This window comes from Mongoliitalea daihaiensis (assembly GCF_021596945.1).
GTDB lineage: Bacteria > Bacteroidota > Bacteroidia > Cytophagales > Cyclobacteriaceae > Mongoliitalea > Mongoliitalea daihaiensis.
This window is the reverse complement of record NZ_CP063779.1, coordinates 3964361-3981719: the sequence shown is the minus strand read 5'-3', so window position 1 is coordinate 3981719 and position 17359 is coordinate 3964361. Positions and strand designations below refer to the sequence as shown.

Here is a 17359-nt window from a genome sequence, read left to right as displayed (position 1 = left end):
GAACCAAGAACCAAGAACCAAGAATCAAGAGACAAGACATAAGAAGCGAGAAGCGAGAAACGAGCTTGCCTACCTTAAGGTAGAAGGCGAGATTTAAGAAAAAAGAAACAAGAGACAAGAAACAAGACTTGATTTTCCTTAAGTTAATCGATTTTTGTTACTACACTGTTCACTGTTCACTGCTCACTATTCACTTACCGCAGGTAGTACGTGCGGGGAGGAGGTCAGAAAAACCGAAAGTCTCTCGCAGAAAGCGCAGAAATCGCGGAAAAAAGATTTTGAAGGGTATATGAAAGACTCAAACTTCTCAATAGCCACGGGTTTTTAACAAGTCTCTCGCAGAAAGCGCAGAATCCGCGAAAAAAAGATTTTGAAGGGTATTTGAAAGACTCTGAAAGAGTCAAACTTCTCAATAGCCACGGGTTTTTAACCCGTGGTTGATAATGGGTTGATTTTTCCTTGCTTAAGACCCCAAGGGGGTCAAACTCCATCCTGAATGTTTATTTTAAGATTATCTGATAGTAGTACTGATGCGGGCGGGACGTCAGAAAACCGGGCCTGCCTGTCGATGCAGATCGAAAAGTGTTAATTTATAGGCAGACAGGCCTGCCTGTCGATGATATAATTATACTCTAGGTATTCACGGCAGACAGGCCTGCCTGTCGATGATATAATTATACTCTAGGTATTCACGGCAGACAGGCCAGCGGTGGCCTAGAGCGTGGAAGGATTTTTCTGACTAGCCTTTTTGGTTGCTTTTGTGGCAATGACAAAAGTAACGACAATGAGAGCAAATTGCATTAATCATTTTGGTTCAAATTGAGCTAATAAATCCCCAAAAAAACCAATTCACCTAGAGGATTGGGAATCTCGAAAATAGTGATCTAAAGACAATTACCGCCGTATCGGCTCGAAAACCGATCTTTAGCTCGAAGGCAATCATCGTGCGAGCCTCTGGTTCCTGGAGGCGATCCCTGTCCCCGGGTTGCGGTATGAGGAGATGTCAGTGAATAAAACAATTACTGCAACACCTTACCCGGGGCTACTCAAGATTTAAGCCCTTCAGGCTTATCAGGGATTTTTGAAATAGATTTTTAACCACCAACCGTTGGCAGTACTGGCGGGGGGGAGGTCAGAAAAACCGAAAGCTTCTCGCGGAAAGCGCAGAAAGCGCAGAAAAATCCGCAGAGAAATGTTTTTCGGAGGACTTCGTGCAATTGCGAGCCATGCGAGGTGAAATTTTAAGGCATGAGACATTACACAAAGCTCCTTACCATTTATTCGAAATTAGTGTAATTCGCTCCATTCGTGGTGGGCAAAAAGTAACGACAATGAAGGTGAAGAGCATCAATGGTTTAAGTTCATTATGCAGCTTATAGATACCCAAAAAACAAAAAATCCTTACCAAAAAAACAATTTACCTAGAGGATTACAAATCCTTATTATATCTGCTGAAAGCCTCTCACAGAAAACACAGAAAGCGCAGAAAAATCCGCAGATGAATGTTTTTTGGAGGACTTCGTGCAATTGCGAGCCATGCGAGGTGAATTTTTAAGACAAGAGACATTACACAAAGCTCCTTACCATTTATTCGAAATTAGTGTAATTCGCTCCATTCGTGGTTAAAAATTAAATTCAAGGACATAACCGTCTTAATTCAAGAATAATCCAACCCTCATCCTTCATCCCTCATCCTTCATCCCTCATTCCTAATTCTAAATTCCTCATTCCTCATTCTAAATTCCTCATTCCACATTCCACATTCCAAACTGTTCACTATTCACTATTCACTGTTCACTGCTCACTACTCACTGTTCACTACTCACTGTTCACTGCTCACTATTCACTACCCTCTTTTTTTATATAACCCTCGTTCATTCCTAATTCCTAATTCCTCATTCCACATTCCAAACTGTTCACTGTTCACTGTTCACTGCTCACTATTCACTGCCCACTGCTAACTGTTCACTGTTCACTGCCAACCCCCTTTTCCCTTTTTTTCTAAAAACGACACTTTTAATTTAAAATATCTTCAACGCTTATTTACAAAAACCGACACTTTTTGCCTAATTTTAAACACTTACTCAATTTAGAACATTGGGAATTTGTTTTTACCTATTTTTGAACTGTTTTAAAAAATCTATGGAATCAACCCATTTACTTTTCAAGCATGCGGAGTGGAGTAGGCATTTTTCAAGAAATTATTTTTTCTTAAAAATGCACAGCGTAGAAGGCATGTGTGCTTGTCAACACATTTTAGACCCAAAAAAAACCAAGAGATTGTAAGCTAACAAGGATCTTTACCAAGATACCTGTTAACTTTAGATGTACACCTATTGCATACTCTTGCTTGCAGCCATCTCCTGTAGATGCTCCCAGGTATGCGATTAATTACTTTTTACCGCTAGGTCCTTCCCTACGATGGGACTGAGAGGGCGAAGCTGTAGGCAGAGATGTAAGTTTGGTAGGTGGTAGCGTGGAAGGGAATTGATAGAGAGAAGTTGGGGGTATAGAGAGAAATATGCTGCGCGATAGATGTAGAAATATGTCTCCTACCTTTGGTAGACAGGATCGGTGAAATAAAAGGTGCGTTTAGATAAGGCGATTATTCTTGAAAAAGAATTTCAGGCCGAAGCAAAACAAAGTTAGACTAATACGTTTTAAAGTGACAGATAACATCTTCGGTCAAAAAACAGTAAATACTCATCTATTTTTTTCATAATTTAAGATCATGAACATCCTTAATCTAATCGGTAGAAACCAACTTTTATTCAATCAGGATATCAGTAATCATGAGGAGATACTTAGTGAAAAGGTTTCTTCATCGCGTTTTTTGGTTATTGGAGGAGCTGGATCAATAGGTCAAGCTGTCACTAAAGAGATATTTAAGAGGAATCCGTTGAAACTTCATGTGGTAGATATCAGTGAAAACAACATGGTTGAGCTGGTGAGAGATATCAGAAGTTCTTTTGGATATATAGCAGGCGATTTTCAGACCTTTGCCCTCGACATAGGGTCGTTGGAGTATGATGCATTTATCGAAGCTGATGGTGCCTATGATTATGTTTTGAATCTTTCTGCCTTGAAACATGTGCGCTCTGAAAAAGATCCTTTTACTTTGATGCGCATGATTCAAGTGAATGTGTTTAATACCGATAAAACCATTCAGCAGTCTATCAAAAAAGGAGTAAAAAAATACTTTTGCGTTTCTACAGACAAGGCAGCAAACCCTGTCAATATGATGGGGGCTTCCAAGCGCATTATGGAAATGTTTTTGATGCGTAGAAGTACGGAAATTGAAATTTCAACTGCTCGGTTTGCTAATGTGGCTTTTTCAGATGGGTCATTACTTCATGGCTTTAATCAGCGAATTCAAAAGCGCCAGCCAATAGTCGCACCAAATGACATTAAAAGATACTTTGTAGTACCTCAAGAGTCAGGCGAATTATGTTTAATGTCCTGCGTCTTTGGTGAAAATCGAGATATTTTTTTTCCTAAACTGAGTGAAACTTTACATTTGATCACCTTTGCAGAAATTGCGGTCAATTACCTGAAGCAATTAGGGTATGAACCTTATATCTCCTTATCAGAGGAAGAAGCACGGCAATTTTTCAATACAAATCACCACTTAGCAGACACTAATCGAAAGTACTGGCCTTGTTTATTTACTAAGAGCGATACTACAGGAGAAAAGGATTTCGAAGAGTTTTTTACGGATATGGAGATTCTCGATATGGAACGCTTTGAAAATTTAGGGGTGATTAAAAATAAGCTGAATATCGAACTCGATAAGCTTACTCATTTCGAAAATGCAATTAAGGATTTACGAATTAAAGGAGCATGGTCAAAACAAGAAATTGTTGATTTGTTTCACTGGATGATTCCTGAATTCGGGCACAAGGAAACAGGGAAATATTTAGATGCTAAAATGTAGTTCTATTGCTAGCTAGTAAGAAAGTTATAAATAACACGGCAATACTTTATGTTCAGCTTATTTTAAGTATGGCCTTTGGGTTGTTTACAACAAGAATAATACTGGATGCTTTAGGAGAAGTTAATTTCGGGATTTTTGCATTAATTAGTGGAGTAATTGGTATGTTAGGAATCCTTAACTCAAATATGTCAAGTGCTTCAATGAGATTCATTGCACATGCATTGGGGAAAAATAATTTAGAAATCAGCTTAAAAACATTTAATACAACGCTTCTTCTCCATTTTGGTTTAGCATTCCTAGTTGTTATATTCATGGAAATTGGTGGGTATGTTTTTTTTGAACAAATATTAAAAATACCCAATGATAAGATAAATGAAGCATGGATATTGTTTCATCTAATGGTACTTACAACATTCATTTCAATAATCAGCGTACCTTATGACGCAGTGATGAATGCTCATGAGGATTTGTTAGCAATGTCTGTGGTAGATTTAGCTGCTGTGATTTTGAGATTTGCAGGAGCTATTTACTTATCTTATTCAACTGATAATGTTTTAGTAAAATATGGTATAATTCTTTTAATAATTGAATTATCTGTTCGATTTACAAAGCAACTTTTCTCAGTTTTCAAGTATCATGAATGTAAAATCAGATTGAAAACCTTTTTTGATAAAAAAATTTTTAACGACATAATTGCATATACCTCTTGGAATATTTTTGGTAGCTTAGGAGCTATGGCTACAACAAGATTAAATGGCGTATTCATAAACTATTTTTTTGGAGTATCACTGAACGCTTCTGAAGGGTTATCCTCGAATATTAGTTCAAAAATTAATATGGTATCGGTAAGTTTAACACGTGCAATTAATCCTCAAATAATGAAAAGCGAAGGCAGTGGGGATAGACTAAGGATGTTACGTATTTCAGAGTTAAGTACTAAATATTCCATTTTTTTATTCGCATTAATAGGGATTCCTTTTTTTTTAAATGTTGATTTTTTGGTCAATTTGTGGTTAAAAGATGTTCCCCCTTTTACAATAATTTTCACAAAATTACTGATAGTCATTTTATTCATTGAAAAGTTATCCTTTGAAATCACTACTGCAATAAAAGCGACTGGAAAAATAAAATCTTTTCAAATATCAGAAACAACTATCAGAATAATAAGTGCTTTTTCGGTTTATATAGCTCTTAATTTTTACTCGAACCCTGTGGCAATTTACTTGGTTGGAATATTATTTTCACTTTTCATTTTAATGAACAGGCTTCTATTTGGGAAGTTAATATTAAACCTGAATATCTTAAGCTTTTTAAGTAATACTACTTTCAAAGTAATTCCACTTATTATGTTAACAGTAATTCCTTCAATACTATTATTTTCAACTACTTTAACTCCATTTTATTTGTTTATATTATCTAGCACATTATTCGTTTTTCTTTTCAGTACTTCATTTTACCTTTTTAGTATGAAGGAAAGCGAGAAAAAAATTGTTTTAAATTTATTCAAGAAATAATGTGTTTTAAAATTCCTATTTTATTAATCGCTTTTAACAGACCCGATACAACTCAAAAGGTTATAGATTCTTTAATGTCAGTTAAGCCTTTAAAAATATTTGCGGCTATAGATGCACCCAGGCCTGAAAAAGGAGAAGCAGAAGTTCAAAAAAACAATCAAGTAATTGAAATAATTAAAAATATTAATTGGGATTGTGATATTGAGTTTATAATTCCTAAACATAATATGGGTTGTAAGTTAAATATCAGTCAAGCCATAACTCAAATTTTCAAAAAAGTTGATAGGTTGATTGTGATCGAAGATGACATCATTGCAGGGCCATCTTTTTTTATATTTGCTGACCAAATGCTTGAAAGATACAAAGATAATCCTCAAGTAGGAATTATTACAGCCAATAATTACACTCCCATTGATTCAGCTACTGATTATTATTTTTCAAGGTATACTCATATTTGGGGATGGGCCTTATGGAAAAGAACATGGGAAGGATTTGATGTTGATCTTAATTTTTTGAAAGGTAAAAATGTAGAGAAAATTCTTAAAGAATTGAATTTAGGTTCTTCCGAGATGAAGTACATGTCTAATTACTACTATAATGTTAAAACTAAAATTGATAATGGTGTAATGAATGCTTGGGGGCCTCAGTTTTTTCTTTACAACTATTTAAATGGACTACTTACAATTACTCCGAAAAATAACCTTGCTATGAATATTGGAGTTGAAAGTTCAAGAGTGGATAAAGAAGGACATTTAGATGTTCACTTTCGACCTGTTGATTATGATTTTTCAGTTTCAACGCATCCAATGAAAATAGAAGTAAATGCGGTTTATGATAAATTTCATTTTAATAATCATATAAATTATAAAGCACCCATTTTTAAAAGAATTATATCAAAAATCAAAAGAACGTTACTAAAGTGAGTGTCAAAAAAATTGTTTGGTTTACAGGATTTTCAAGTTTAGAGGTCCAAGAAATTATTAAAACAAAAAGGTATACAAAACCCTTTGCTCCTTGGATTCCTGCAGCTGTTAAATCCTTCGCTGGAAATAAAAATTATGAAATACACATTATTTCAGCACACTATTATATTGATAGCTATAAAAAATTTAATACCGATAACATACACTATCATTTTTTTAATCAAGGTATTCCCTTTTTTGGTAACGGATGGCCTTCATGGTTTCCATTAGATCATTGGACACATTATAAAAACCTTAGAGGTCCAGCACTGAAAATATTAAGAAAAATTAATCCAGATGTAATTCATTTTTGGGGAGCAGAAATACCCATTGCTTCCATTTTTCTTGACTTGAATGACAAAGAAAAAGAAAAGACAATTATAAGCATACAAGGCTTTAAAATTGAGGAAGGCGCAAATGCAGCACCAAAAGTCCGCGTCCACATTCAGAATGAGGTAATAAAATCTGCCAAACGCTTTTTTACAACGTGCTCTTGGATGGATGGTATAGTTTTAAAACACTCTCCAAATGCGGAATTTTATCCTCTTATATACCCAATAAATCTTCCGAAAGATAATAGTTCTATTAAAAAAAAGTATGACTTACTATTTTACGCAAGAGTCACTCAATCAAAGGGAATAGAAGATTTACTCGAAGCAGTTTATTTAATAAAAAGTCAAGATTTAGAATTAAGTCTTTTGGTGATGGGTCCTTGTGATAAAGAATATCAAAATGAGCTAATTACCAAAGCTGAAAAATTAGGTATTTCAAAACAAGTGGCATGGGCAGGTTTTATGGAAACTCAGGAAGCGTTGTATCAAAAGGCGCAAGAAGCGAAGATTTATGTATTACCAACTCATAGTGAGATTCTCGCTAGTACAGTGCGAGAAAGTATGGCAATGAAGCTTCCTGTAATAACTTATGCTACAGGATGCTTACCGATGCTTAACAGCCAAAATGAAAACGTAATTTTAGTACCTACTAATGATATAGCTCAATTGACAACTTCAATAATTAATTTATACAACGATTTAGAGGCGCAGGAAAGTTTAAAAGAGAGAGCTTATAACTATATCATTAACTTAAACAGTAATCAAAATTTTAGGAAGCAGTTAGAAGCAGGTTACAATAATATTTTAACCAATTAATTTTTAAAAAAATGGCATATTCAATTCCCCTTTTCAATCTCAATTTTGATGAGCTGGAACAACAAGCAGCATTAGAAACCATTAAGTCAGGATGGATTTCTACTGGTCCAAAAACCGCTGAGTTTGAAACAAAGTTTGCTTCAATGCTTAATGTAAATCATGCAGTAGCTCTTAGTAATTGTACCGTCGCATTACATTTAGCGATGAAATTAGTAGGTATTGAGCCAGGTGATGAGGTGATTTGTCCTTCTTTGACATTTGTGGCTACCTGTAATTCTATTAGATATGTCGATGCAATACCATTATTTGCAGATATAGAAAGTGTTGAGCGACCAGTTATCTGTCCCCAAGATATTGAGTCAAAAATCACCAAGAAAACAAAAGCAATTGTAGTTATGCATTATGCTGGTTTTCCCTGTGATATGGATGCTATTATGGATATTGCCCACAAGCATAATTTAAAAGTCATTGAAGATGCTTGTCACGCTCCTCTTTCTGAATACAAAGGAAAAAAATTAGGAACGATTGGAGACGTTGGATGCTTTAGTTTTTTTTCAAACAAGAATATTAGTACAGGAGAAGGAGGTATGCTTGTAACAAATTCTCAAGAGTATTATAATAGGGCAAAGCTTTTACGGTCTCACGGTATGACTTCTATGTCTTATGAACGCGCAAAAGGCCATGCTACTGCCTATGATGTTGTAGACTTCGGATATAATTACCGTATGGATGATATACGTGCTAGCATTGGGCTTGTTCAATTAGATAAAATTCAGGCTGATTTAGATCAGAGAGCCATTGTTAGAAAGGAGTATATAACGCAGTTAAGTTCAAAACCTGATATCATAATACCATTTAAGAATCATTCAGATTTTACTTCTAACTATATTTTTCCAATTGTATTGAAAAAAACAGAAGCTGAAAAGCGTGATGTAATTAGAGATATGCTTGCTACATATGGTGTGCAAACGAGCATGCATTATCCAGCAGTACATCGTTTTAGCGTCTATCAAAAGTATTATTTAGAATTACCAAAAACAGACCAAATGGTAAATTCAATGATTACGCTACCAATGTTTGCAGCGCTTTCTAAGGAAAATATATTTAATATTACATCTTTGCTTAGTTAGTTTATTTATGGAAAAGAAAATAGTTCTTGTAGGAGGGTTTTCAGAAATCATTGAATTATGTTATGAAATTCAATTTGATAAAGTATATGTAATTGATAGAGAAGATGTAGGTCAGAATACCATTTATTTAGGATGTGATGATAATGTTAATATTTTTTTTGATAAAGTGAAAAATATAGATTTTTGTATTACTCCAGATTTACCAATTGTAAGGAAAAAAATATTTGATAACCTAGAAAAATATTCATTTCGTTTTCCAAGATTACTTTCAGATACAGCTAAAATCTCAAGAACAGCGATTATTAATGATGGTAGTTTAGTACAAAATGGAGCATATATTTCTTCAAATGTAGTTTTAGGTTCATTCGTTAAGGTAAATGTTAATGCATGCGTTATGCACGATTCAAAAATTGGATCATTTACAACTTTAGCACCTTCGTGCACAGTATTAGGTCGAGTTTCAATAGGTGAAATGTGTTATATTGGCGCATCTGCCACTATCCTCCCAGAGTTAAAAATATGTAATAATGTTATTATTGGAGCTGGAGCTGTAGTCACTAAAGATATTACAGAATGTGGTACTTTTGTTGGTGTTCCAGCTAGAAAAGTGAAATAACTATGGTATTTGCAAAGTATTTTATTCACAGAGGTTCATCAATATCTTTTGCTATGAAAACAATGGATGAACTTCGAACAAAATTATTAATTGTAATTGATAATAGTCAATTTTATTATGGTTTACTTTCCATAGGTGATATTCAGCGTGCTATTTTAAATGGTTATTCGCTCGATTCAGGAATAAATAATATTTTAAGAAGCGACTATATCATTGCAAAACCTATAGATAGTAAAGAAGATATAAAAAAAATAATGCTTTCTATTCGCGCAGAGTTCATGCCGATCGTAAATGAGAATAGAGAGATAGTTGACGTTATTTTTTGGGAGGATATTTTTGAAAAACAGGACAAAATTCCTTTAGACCAGTTTGATTTACCTATTGTAATTATGGCGGGAGGGTATGGTAGCCGTGTAAGACCATTAACCAATGTTTTTCCTAAACCTTTGTTACCTATAGGGGATAAATCGATGTTAGAAGAGATATTTTATCGATTTAATCGCCATGGATCCAATAAATTCCATGTCAGTGTAAATTTTAAAGCTGAATTGATTGAGTATTATTTAACACAACAAAATTTGCCATATACCATCGACTATTTTAAAGAAGATAAGCCGTTAGGAACTGCCGGTAGTTTACATTTATTAAAAGATAAATTGGATTCTACCTTTTTTGTATCTAATTGCGATATTTTAATCGAACAAGATTATGCAGAGATATTGAAATATCATTGGGAAAATAAGAATGAAATAACCTTGATTTCTGCTATGAAGAATATTGAAATTCCTTATGGCACTCTTACCACAGGATTAAATGGTATGTTGGAAGGACTTTCTGAAAAGCCAGTATTTACTTTTCAGATTAATTCAGGTATGTATATTTTGGAGCCAAGTGTGCTTAAAGATGTGCCAGTGAATGAATTCTTCCATATTACACACCTGATTGAAAAATTGATAAAGCAAAATAGAAAGGTTGGTGTTTTTCCAGTAAGTGAAAAAAGTTGGATTGATATGGGTACATTGGAGGATTATATGAAAATTATTTCATAAGTATGTTACACTATTTTTATGTAATAAGTATACTTGTCGCATTATTACCTTCTATTTCGTCAATACCACGTGTCCCTCACTATGAATTATTTTTTATTGGTGCTTTAGGAATATCTTTTACCTTAAACCCTAAGGTATTTTTAAAAAGAAATTTTATTGTAATTTTTTTTTTATTGTTGCTTCATTTTATTTATCAATCTTTCAACATTTACAACGAAGATAATGCGCGAAAATTCACTAATTTCATAGTTCCTATTTTAATTAGCTCTACATATTTTGAATATTATAATTTAAATAGATCTAAGAGTGTATTCTTCTTAAAAACTTTTATTGCGGGATTAATTATAACGGCAATTACTACCTCAATAGCTTTGGAATTTTTTCCGGATGCTTCAAGGGCTATGGCTGGGGCTTTATCAAAAGAAGGGAATACAGAATTAATAAATTTTTATTTGACAATTGGAGTTGGCGGTTATGCTTTTTCTTTGATGTGGATGCTTACATCTTTGTTTTTAATCTACATTTATGTTAAAAAAGGTTTTTATTTCTTTGATAGAAAAATGATTATAGTTTTTTTAGTTATTCAGGTTTACGCATTCTATAAAATGGGTTTTACAACCCCACTATTATTGTTTTTTATAGCAGTTTTGGCATTGCCTTATAAATGGTATTTAACTGATTTTAAAAGATCAATTCTTTCAATTTTTTTTATATTTTTTCTTTTTTCAGTTTTTAGTCCACTAATTATTAATTTTATTTATTCATCTGCTGATTTTTTAAAATCAGATTTTTTATCTCCTCGCCTCACAAATATTGCTATGAGACTTGATGGAAGCCTTGAAAGCACAGATTTTTCTATTGATATAGATACGAAACTACAAGACGGTAATCAGTACTTAGGGGGATATGAAATTAGAGCATCTAAATCTTTTGATGCATTTATTTCCAATCCTTTTTTTGGAGGGGGTGATGTTGGAGGGCATAATTTTTATTTGGATATTTTAGGAACGTATGGCCTATTAGGAGCTTCCTTTATCTTTTACATAATTTATACATTTTATAAACGTTCAATTAATTCCATTCATTTTGAGGATTTAAAACTATTTTATAAGTACTCATTTATATTTTTCTTTGTTTTGGGTGTTGTAAAAACATACTCTTTATTATTATTTTTCCTCTATATGTTTGTGTTTCTACCACTGCTTCTTAACTGGTTTGCAGAGGTTAGTTTTAAAAAATTAAATGATCAACATTTATATTAGTAATTGATTTTATGAAAATTTTAGACTGTTCTCTTCGAGATGGTGGATATTACACTAATTGGGATTTTGATAGAAACCTAGTAAATACCTATATCAAAGCATGTAACGATTTGCCTGTCGATTATTTAGAGGTCGGTTACCGTTCGATCCCTTTACAAGGGTATTACGGAGAATATTTTTATCTTCCTATTTATGTTATGCAACGTTTAAAGGCGCAAACCACCAAGAAATTGGTTATCATATTGAACGAAAAGGATATTAGACTTGAGCATGTGCAAGAGTTATTATCACCTTGTTTAGGTTTGATTGATATGGTGCGTTTGGCTATAGACCCCCAACAATTTGGGAGGGCGTTAACGTTGGCTGAAGCTGTAAAAAAGATGGGTTTTGAAGTAGGCTTTAACGTGATGTACATGTCTAAATGGAAAGGTCAAAAAGACTTTTTGGAATTATTACCCAAGGTGAAAGGCATAGCCGATTACTTTTATATGGTAGATTCTTATGGCGGTGTATATCCACAAGATGTGAAAGAAACGATTCAGTTGGTAAGAAGTTATATTCCTGATGTTCCATTGGGCTTTCATGGGCATAACAATATGGAATTAGCCTTGATCAATACCTTAACAGCTATTGAAGAGGGCTGCGCAATGGTGGATGCGACCGTCACGGGTATGGGAAGAGGTGCTGGTAATGTGAAAACAGAGTTATTATTAACCGCTTTAAATGCCCAGGGAAAATTAGAGGTTGATTTTAATCCGCTTTCTAAAGTGGTAGACGCTTTCTCGGCATTGCAGAAAACCTATGAATGGGGTACCAATTTGCCTTACATGGTATCTGGCGCACACTCTTTGCCTCAAAAGGATGTGATGGATTGGGTTGGTAAGCGATACTATTCATTTAACTCTATAATAAGAGCGCTACAAAATCAAGCAAAAGGGGTTAGCGATAATATATCTGTTAAAAATTGGGAAAATAAGCATTCGTCGGAGAGTGTTTTAATAGTAGGTGGTGGACCTAGTGTTCAAGCTCATAAGGAGGCCATCATTCAATTTTTAAATTTAAATAAAAATGTGACTGTCGTTCATGCAAGCTCTAAAAACGCTTTAACATTTGAGGGAATTGAGAATCAGCAGATATTTTGCTTAGTCGGAAATGAGGGGCACCGGATGGAAGAGGTATTTAAAGGCGATTTGCCTTTAGACAATTTATGCGTATTGCCGCCATCGCCCCGGAAAATGGGGACGTATATTCCTTCAACACTTATTGACAAAGGAGTTGAGCTTAATCAGGATACATTCTCAAAGAAATATATTGATTCACACTGCTTTATTGCACTTCAGGTAGCTAAAAATTTAAATGCCCAAAATGTATATTTAATAGGATTTGATGGTTATGCAAAAGCAATGATGGATGAAAAAGCTCAAGAGCTCTTTGCAGAAAATACTTATTTGTTTAATAAGTTTCAAGAAGCATCTGGTATACAGCCTGTGAGTTTAGTTAATACTTCCTACCCTGTTCCATCTTTATCAATTTTTTCATTACTATGAATTCGTACGTAGTTGTTATTCCGGCTCGATTGGCTTCAACTAGATTACCAAACAAGCCCTTAATTGATATTGCGGGTAAGTCATTGATAGAGAGAACATGGGGCCAGGTTATCAAAGCAGTAGCAAAGGAAAAAGTATTTGTTTTGACGGATGATGAAATTATTGTTTCACACTGTCAATCAAAAGGAATCCAAGTAATTATAACTTCTAAAGATTGTTTGACGGGTACCGATCGAGTAGCTGAGTTTGCAAAGAAATATCATTTCGATTATTATATTAATGTTCAAGGGGATGAGCCTCTTATGAATCCTAATGATATCAAAGATGTTATTTCTGCTTTAAACGATATAGACGAAGAAATTATCAATGGATACACAGAGATAGATAATGAAACTGATTACAGGAGCTTAACTATTCCGAAAGTTGTCTTCAGACCCGATGGAAGACTTTTATATATGAGTAGGGGAGCTATTCCAAATAACAAAATAGATACATTCATAAAAGCTTACAAACAGGTATGCGTGTATGCCTTTCCTAAAAAAGCACTACTTGAGTTTGCATCGGAAACAAAAAAAACAGAATTAGAAGATATTGAGGATATCGAAATTCTTCGATTCCTCGAGTTAGGTTATGATGTAAAAATGATTAAATTATCTAGTGATTCAATTGCAGTTGATGTACCGGAAGATATTGACAAAGTACTTTTAAAACTCTCCGAGCAAAATGATTAAAGTAATTTTCTGGGATTTTGATGGTGTTTTAATGGATTCCAACTCAATCCGTGATTTAGGGTTTGAACATGTATTAGCTGAGTTTCCAAAAGAGGAGGTAGATCAATTGTTAGCCTTTCATCAAGCGAATGGGGGCTTATCTCGTTATGTAAAATTTCGATATTTTTTTGAAGAGATTAGAAAAAAGTCCATATCTGACAGTGATATACTTATTTGGGCGGAACGCTTTTCTCTAATTATGAAGGAATTATTGGTTAACCCTGAATTATTGATGGAGGAAACCTTAAACTTTGTCAAAGAAAATCAAGGGGAATACATCATGCATATTACTTCAGGTTCAGACCAAAATGAATTGCGATTTTTGTGTGAATCAATGGGGATTGATAACTTATTTACATCTATACATGGCTCGCCTAAACCCAAAAAAGAATGGGTGAAAGAGCTGATTGAAATGCACGGTTATAAAAAAGAGGAGTGTGTCTTGATTGGTGATAGTTACAATGATTATGAAGCAGCAAATAGTTCCAATATTCACTTTATGGCCTATAACAACGCTAAATTAGAAGCTCTTACAAGTATAGAACCATTGTTTTAAGGATGATTCTCGAAATTAAGTTTGATAAAGGAGAAGGATTGAATCTGTATATAAATGGACAGAGCGAGCACCTTTATTTTGATTATTTAACTCGAGTTGAAGCTTTAAGAAGAGCAAATAAGCGTTTTGACAAGGATTTAATGCAAGCTGCATCCCTATACCCCAATGATAAGAAAGGTGCTTTTTTATGGTGTTATACTTCTGAGTTTTTAAGAGGTGAGAATGTTACAGACCTTGTGAAGTTGTACTATTTACTTGAGCTAGCAAAAATTGTATCAGAAGCTAATAGTGTAGAAAAGATTATTTTGAGCTATGCACTTCCAATGGACGCGATAACAGAATTGAAAGGTTTTGGTTTGTTAACAATCATGTCTTCGGGTTTTTACAAAGGGAAGATTCGTGAGATCTTAAAAGTTGTGTATCATTCAAGCATTTCATTTAAAAGAAATCTCCCATCTTTTTTAAAAAAAAGGAACCCGAAATTCAGCGGTAATTTGCTCGATGTCAACCAAAGCCCGACCAGTAATCGTTTGGATCCATTAGATAATTATGAGTTTTACCAACCATATCGGGTTTTTTCGGGTCAGGAACACAAGATTAGAGGTTTTGACAAAGAAGATGTTGTGGTTTTTAGAACCGAAAACACTTTATTAGATGGAATTATACAGCTATACAGGGCAGTAACGCTTTCAATTTTTATCAAACAAAATACATCAAGATTACCGAAAGTATATCGTTTCTATTTCAGATTTCGTGATGTTTTTAAACTTTGGTCTTTATTGCTATACGAAAGAGGAGCTGAAAAGTACTTCAAAAGAAATGAAATAAGGAACTTGGTGCATGTAAGTACCTTAACCAAGCCGGAATACCGTATCCTATGGGCAAAAGCGCATGAATCTAAAATTAATGTAACAATAATCGCATCTCGAACATTAAAGACACTGAGCAGCTCAGAACGATTGATTGAAGCAGATATCAAAGCCTATTCAAAAGCGAGTCTTCCAAATAATTTTATTGTCCGCGACTCATTCAGTAAAGATGCTTTTAAAGCATTTCACTTTTGTGAACAGGTGAAAATGGGCGGACGTTTTGTGCCGGAAAACGAAAACGGTGAAAAGGAGTTTATCAAAGAGCGAGTTGTTTATGTAGTGCTTACACATATTAAAGAATGTTCTGAATATTTATTAAATGAGTTAAAGAGTATTAATTTTAGTGCTTTAGGTATTCAAAAAATTTTCTTTAGAAGTCATCCTTCTGCTAAATTTACCCATGGTGAAATTCAGAATTATTTTCCTGATTTTGAAGTCATCAATCACACTGGTTTATCTATTCACCAATGTAATTATGAAAACATTCTAATGATTTCGGGACCTACAACTGGTGCATTAGAGCTGATTAAAGAGGGAGTCACCTTATTTTGGCTTCCCTATGTTTGGAAGGATGGAATTTTGTTTGATGATATTTTGAAGAAAGCTGGACATTTATGCAATAGCCGAAATGAATTTATAAATATTATCCATCAAGCCTCAAATAATAAGGCCATTGATATATCAGAATTTAACAGTGAGAATCTTATTTCAGAGCAATTAAAAGCATTAATTTAAATGCAAGTTACTGTTGTTATTGTCAATAACCCATTTAACCAATCCTCTGCAAGCGCCAATCGATGGTTAACCTTGATCGAAGGAATAGCTTCCTTAGGTGCAAAAGTCCATTTGTTGATTTGTGGAGGCTATAGCAGTGCTGAAGAGAAAACTACGTTTGGAGCAAAAGGCGTTCATAAAAATATAAGCTATGAATATGTACTGCCTATCTTGGTTCAAGGCTATTTGAAGGTTCGTTTTCATAATTACATAGGACAGGCCATTCGAAATGGCCAAGTAATAAGGGAGCTCCAAAAACGTCTCAAATATGAGAAAGGAGTCATTTGGACAGATGCATCACCTTTTAGTTTTAAATTTGCAGTAGCTTTTAAAAAGCAAAATCCTCACGCAAAGCTTTTTATTGAAATGAGTGAATTTCTTGACATTCACCGATACAATAAGGGTAATTTTCTTCAACGATGGCAAGGGGATGCCAAACAACGTTTGTTTGAAGAAAAAGCCTATTTTGCCTATGATGGCATGGCCTTGATGACCCAAACCTTAATGAAGCATTATCAAAGTTTTCCTAAGCCTCAACCCAAACTTTTGCATCTACCTATGACAGTGGATTTGGAGAGGTTTCAAGGTCCAAAAGAACCACTTCATGAATTTCATAAGCCTTATATTGCTTTTGTAGGGGTTATGAATGATGCAAAAGACGGGGTAAGTAACTTGATTAAAGCTTTTAATTCTATCAAAGAAAAATTCCCTTCACATAAAGTCTATTTAGTAGGTGCTTGGAATTATGATACTCCTTTACATTTGCAACTGATTAAGGATTTCGGTTTAGAGGAACGAGTTTTTTGGATGAAAGAATATTCTAGAGATCAAATTCCCAATATCATTTGTAATGCTGACTTGCTTGTATTGCCTAGACCTAATTCTAAACAAGCTCAAGGAGGATTTCCAACCAAGCTTGGGGAATACTTAGCTACAGGGAAACCTGTTTGTGCTACACGAGTAGGGGAAATACCAGCTTATTTAACAGAAAATGAATCAGTATTTTTCGCTGAACAAGGCTCGGTAGAGTCTTTTGCTGAGGCAATGGAGCGGGCGTTAGGTGATTATGAAAATGCTATGAGAGTTGGAGCGAATGGAAAAAAGGTAGCGGAGGAGCATTTTAATAAAGAGGTACAGGCGAGGAAGTTGTTAGGATTTTTGGAGGAGTTAGTGGGGGAAGAGCCAAGGCAAAAGTAAAAAGGCAAAAGTGAAAAGAGCCAAGATTGCA

Annotated in this window: 13 protein-coding genes; all 13 read left to right on the top strand. The window is 34.2% G+C overall.

What is annotated here, in order from left to right; genetic code table 11:
• The first annotated feature begins 2731 nt into the window (after positions 1-2731).
• Genes IPZ59_RS16955 through IPZ59_RS16895 form a run of 13 tightly spaced genes read left to right on the top strand, consistent with a single transcriptional unit; the run spans position 2732 to position 17328 of the window.
• Entirely contained in the window at positions 2732-3934 is a 1203-nt protein-coding gene (locus tag IPZ59_RS16955) for a UDP-N-acetylglucosamine 4,6-dehydratase (protein WP_236137237.1), read from the top strand.
• 5 nt (positions 3935-3939) lie between these two features.
• Positions 3940-5448 (top strand): lipopolysaccharide biosynthesis protein, encoded by a 1509-nt coding sequence (locus IPZ59_RS16950; protein ID WP_236137236.1) that lies wholly within the window; start codon positions 3940-3942, stop codon positions 5446-5448.
• A complete protein-coding gene (locus tag IPZ59_RS16945) occupies positions 5448-6371 on the top strand; it encodes a glycosyltransferase family protein (protein WP_236137235.1) in 924 nt (307 codons plus the stop codon). The genes IPZ59_RS16950 and IPZ59_RS16945 overlap by 1 nt, the downstream gene beginning before the upstream one ends.
• Positions 6368-7558 (top strand): glycosyltransferase family 4 protein, encoded by a 1191-nt coding sequence (locus tag IPZ59_RS16940; RefSeq protein WP_236137234.1) that lies wholly within the window; start codon positions 6368-6370, stop codon positions 7556-7558. Before IPZ59_RS16945 ends, IPZ59_RS16940 begins: the two co-directional genes overlap by 4 nt.
• 11 nt (positions 7559-7569) lie before the next feature.
• Positions 7570-8688 carry a DegT/DnrJ/EryC1/StrS family aminotransferase gene (locus tag IPZ59_RS16935; RefSeq protein WP_236137233.1) on the top strand — a complete coding sequence of 373 codons (1119 nt, stop codon included), beginning with the start codon at positions 7570-7572 and terminating at the stop codon, positions 8686-8688.
• Between the two features lie 7 nt (positions 8689-8695).
• Complete coding sequence (locus IPZ59_RS16930; RefSeq protein WP_236137232.1) at positions 8696-9304, top strand: DapH/DapD/GlmU-related protein; 609 nt, start codon at positions 8696-8698, stop codon at positions 9302-9304.
• A gap of 2 nt (positions 9305-9306) precedes the next feature.
• Positions 9307-10353 (top strand): nucleotidyltransferase family protein, encoded by a 1047-nt coding sequence (locus IPZ59_RS16925; protein WP_236137231.1) that lies wholly within the window; start codon positions 9307-9309, stop codon positions 10351-10353.
• Between the two features lie 2 nt (positions 10354-10355).
• A complete protein-coding gene (locus tag IPZ59_RS16920; RefSeq protein ID WP_236137230.1) occupies positions 10356-11615 on the top strand; it encodes a hypothetical protein in 1260 nt (419 codons plus the stop codon).
• Between the two features lie 11 nt (positions 11616-11626).
• Positions 11627-13162 (top strand): aldolase catalytic domain-containing protein, encoded by a 1536-nt coding sequence (locus IPZ59_RS16915; RefSeq protein WP_236137229.1) that lies wholly within the window; start codon positions 11627-11629, stop codon positions 13160-13162.
• Positions 13159-13893, top strand: coding sequence for a 3-deoxy-manno-octulosonate cytidylyltransferase (locus IPZ59_RS16910; RefSeq protein WP_236137228.1), 735 nt, complete (start codon positions 13159-13161; stop codon positions 13891-13893). The genes IPZ59_RS16915 and IPZ59_RS16910 overlap by 4 nt, the downstream gene beginning before the upstream one ends.
• Complete coding sequence (locus IPZ59_RS16905; RefSeq protein WP_236137227.1) at positions 13886-14488, top strand: HAD family hydrolase; 603 nt, start codon at positions 13886-13888, stop codon at positions 14486-14488. The genes IPZ59_RS16910 and IPZ59_RS16905 overlap by 8 nt, the downstream gene beginning before the upstream one ends.
• 2 nt (positions 14489-14490) lie before the next feature.
• A complete protein-coding gene (locus IPZ59_RS16900; protein WP_236137226.1) occupies positions 14491-16092 on the top strand; it encodes a hypothetical protein in 1602 nt (533 codons plus the stop codon).
• Complete coding sequence (locus IPZ59_RS16895) at positions 16093-17328, top strand: glycosyltransferase family 4 protein (RefSeq protein ID WP_236137225.1); 1236 nt, start codon at positions 16093-16095, stop codon at positions 17326-17328. It begins immediately after the preceding gene.
• Positions 17329-17359: the final 31 nt, after the last annotated feature.

Excerpts from the sequence above, each read along its gene's own strand:
- IPZ59_RS16955 (WP_236137237.1), top strand. The coding sequence starts at position 2,732 with ATGAACATCCTTAATCTAATCGGTAGAAACCAACTTTTATTCAATCAG.
- IPZ59_RS16945 (WP_236137235.1), top strand. The coding sequence starts at position 5,448 with ATGTGTTTTAAAATTCCTATTTTATTAATCGCTTTTAACAGACCCGAT.
- IPZ59_RS16935 (WP_236137233.1), top strand. The coding sequence starts at position 7,570 with ATGGCATATTCAATTCCCCTTTTCAATCTCAATTTTGATGAGCTGGAA.
- IPZ59_RS16930 (WP_236137232.1), top strand. The coding sequence starts at position 8,696 with ATGGAAAAGAAAATAGTTCTTGTAGGAGGGTTTTCAGAAATCATTGAA.
- IPZ59_RS16925 (WP_236137231.1), top strand. The coding sequence starts at position 9,307 with ATGGTATTTGCAAAGTATTTTATTCACAGAGGTTCATCAATATCTTTT.
- IPZ59_RS16920 (WP_236137230.1), top strand. The coding sequence starts at position 10,356 with ATGTTACACTATTTTTATGTAATAAGTATACTTGTCGCATTATTACCT.
- IPZ59_RS16915 (WP_236137229.1), top strand. The coding sequence starts at position 11,627 with ATGAAAATTTTAGACTGTTCTCTTCGAGATGGTGGATATTACACTAAT.
- IPZ59_RS16910 (WP_236137228.1), top strand. The coding sequence starts at position 13,159 with ATGAATTCGTACGTAGTTGTTATTCCGGCTCGATTGGCTTCAACTAGA.
- IPZ59_RS16905 (WP_236137227.1), top strand. The coding sequence starts at position 13,886 with ATGATTAAAGTAATTTTCTGGGATTTTGATGGTGTTTTAATGGATTCC.
- IPZ59_RS16900 (WP_236137226.1), top strand. The coding sequence starts at position 14,491 with ATGATTCTCGAAATTAAGTTTGATAAAGGAGAAGGATTGAATCTGTAT.
- IPZ59_RS16895 (WP_236137225.1), top strand. The coding sequence starts at position 16,093 with ATGCAAGTTACTGTTGTTATTGTCAATAACCCATTTAACCAATCCTCT.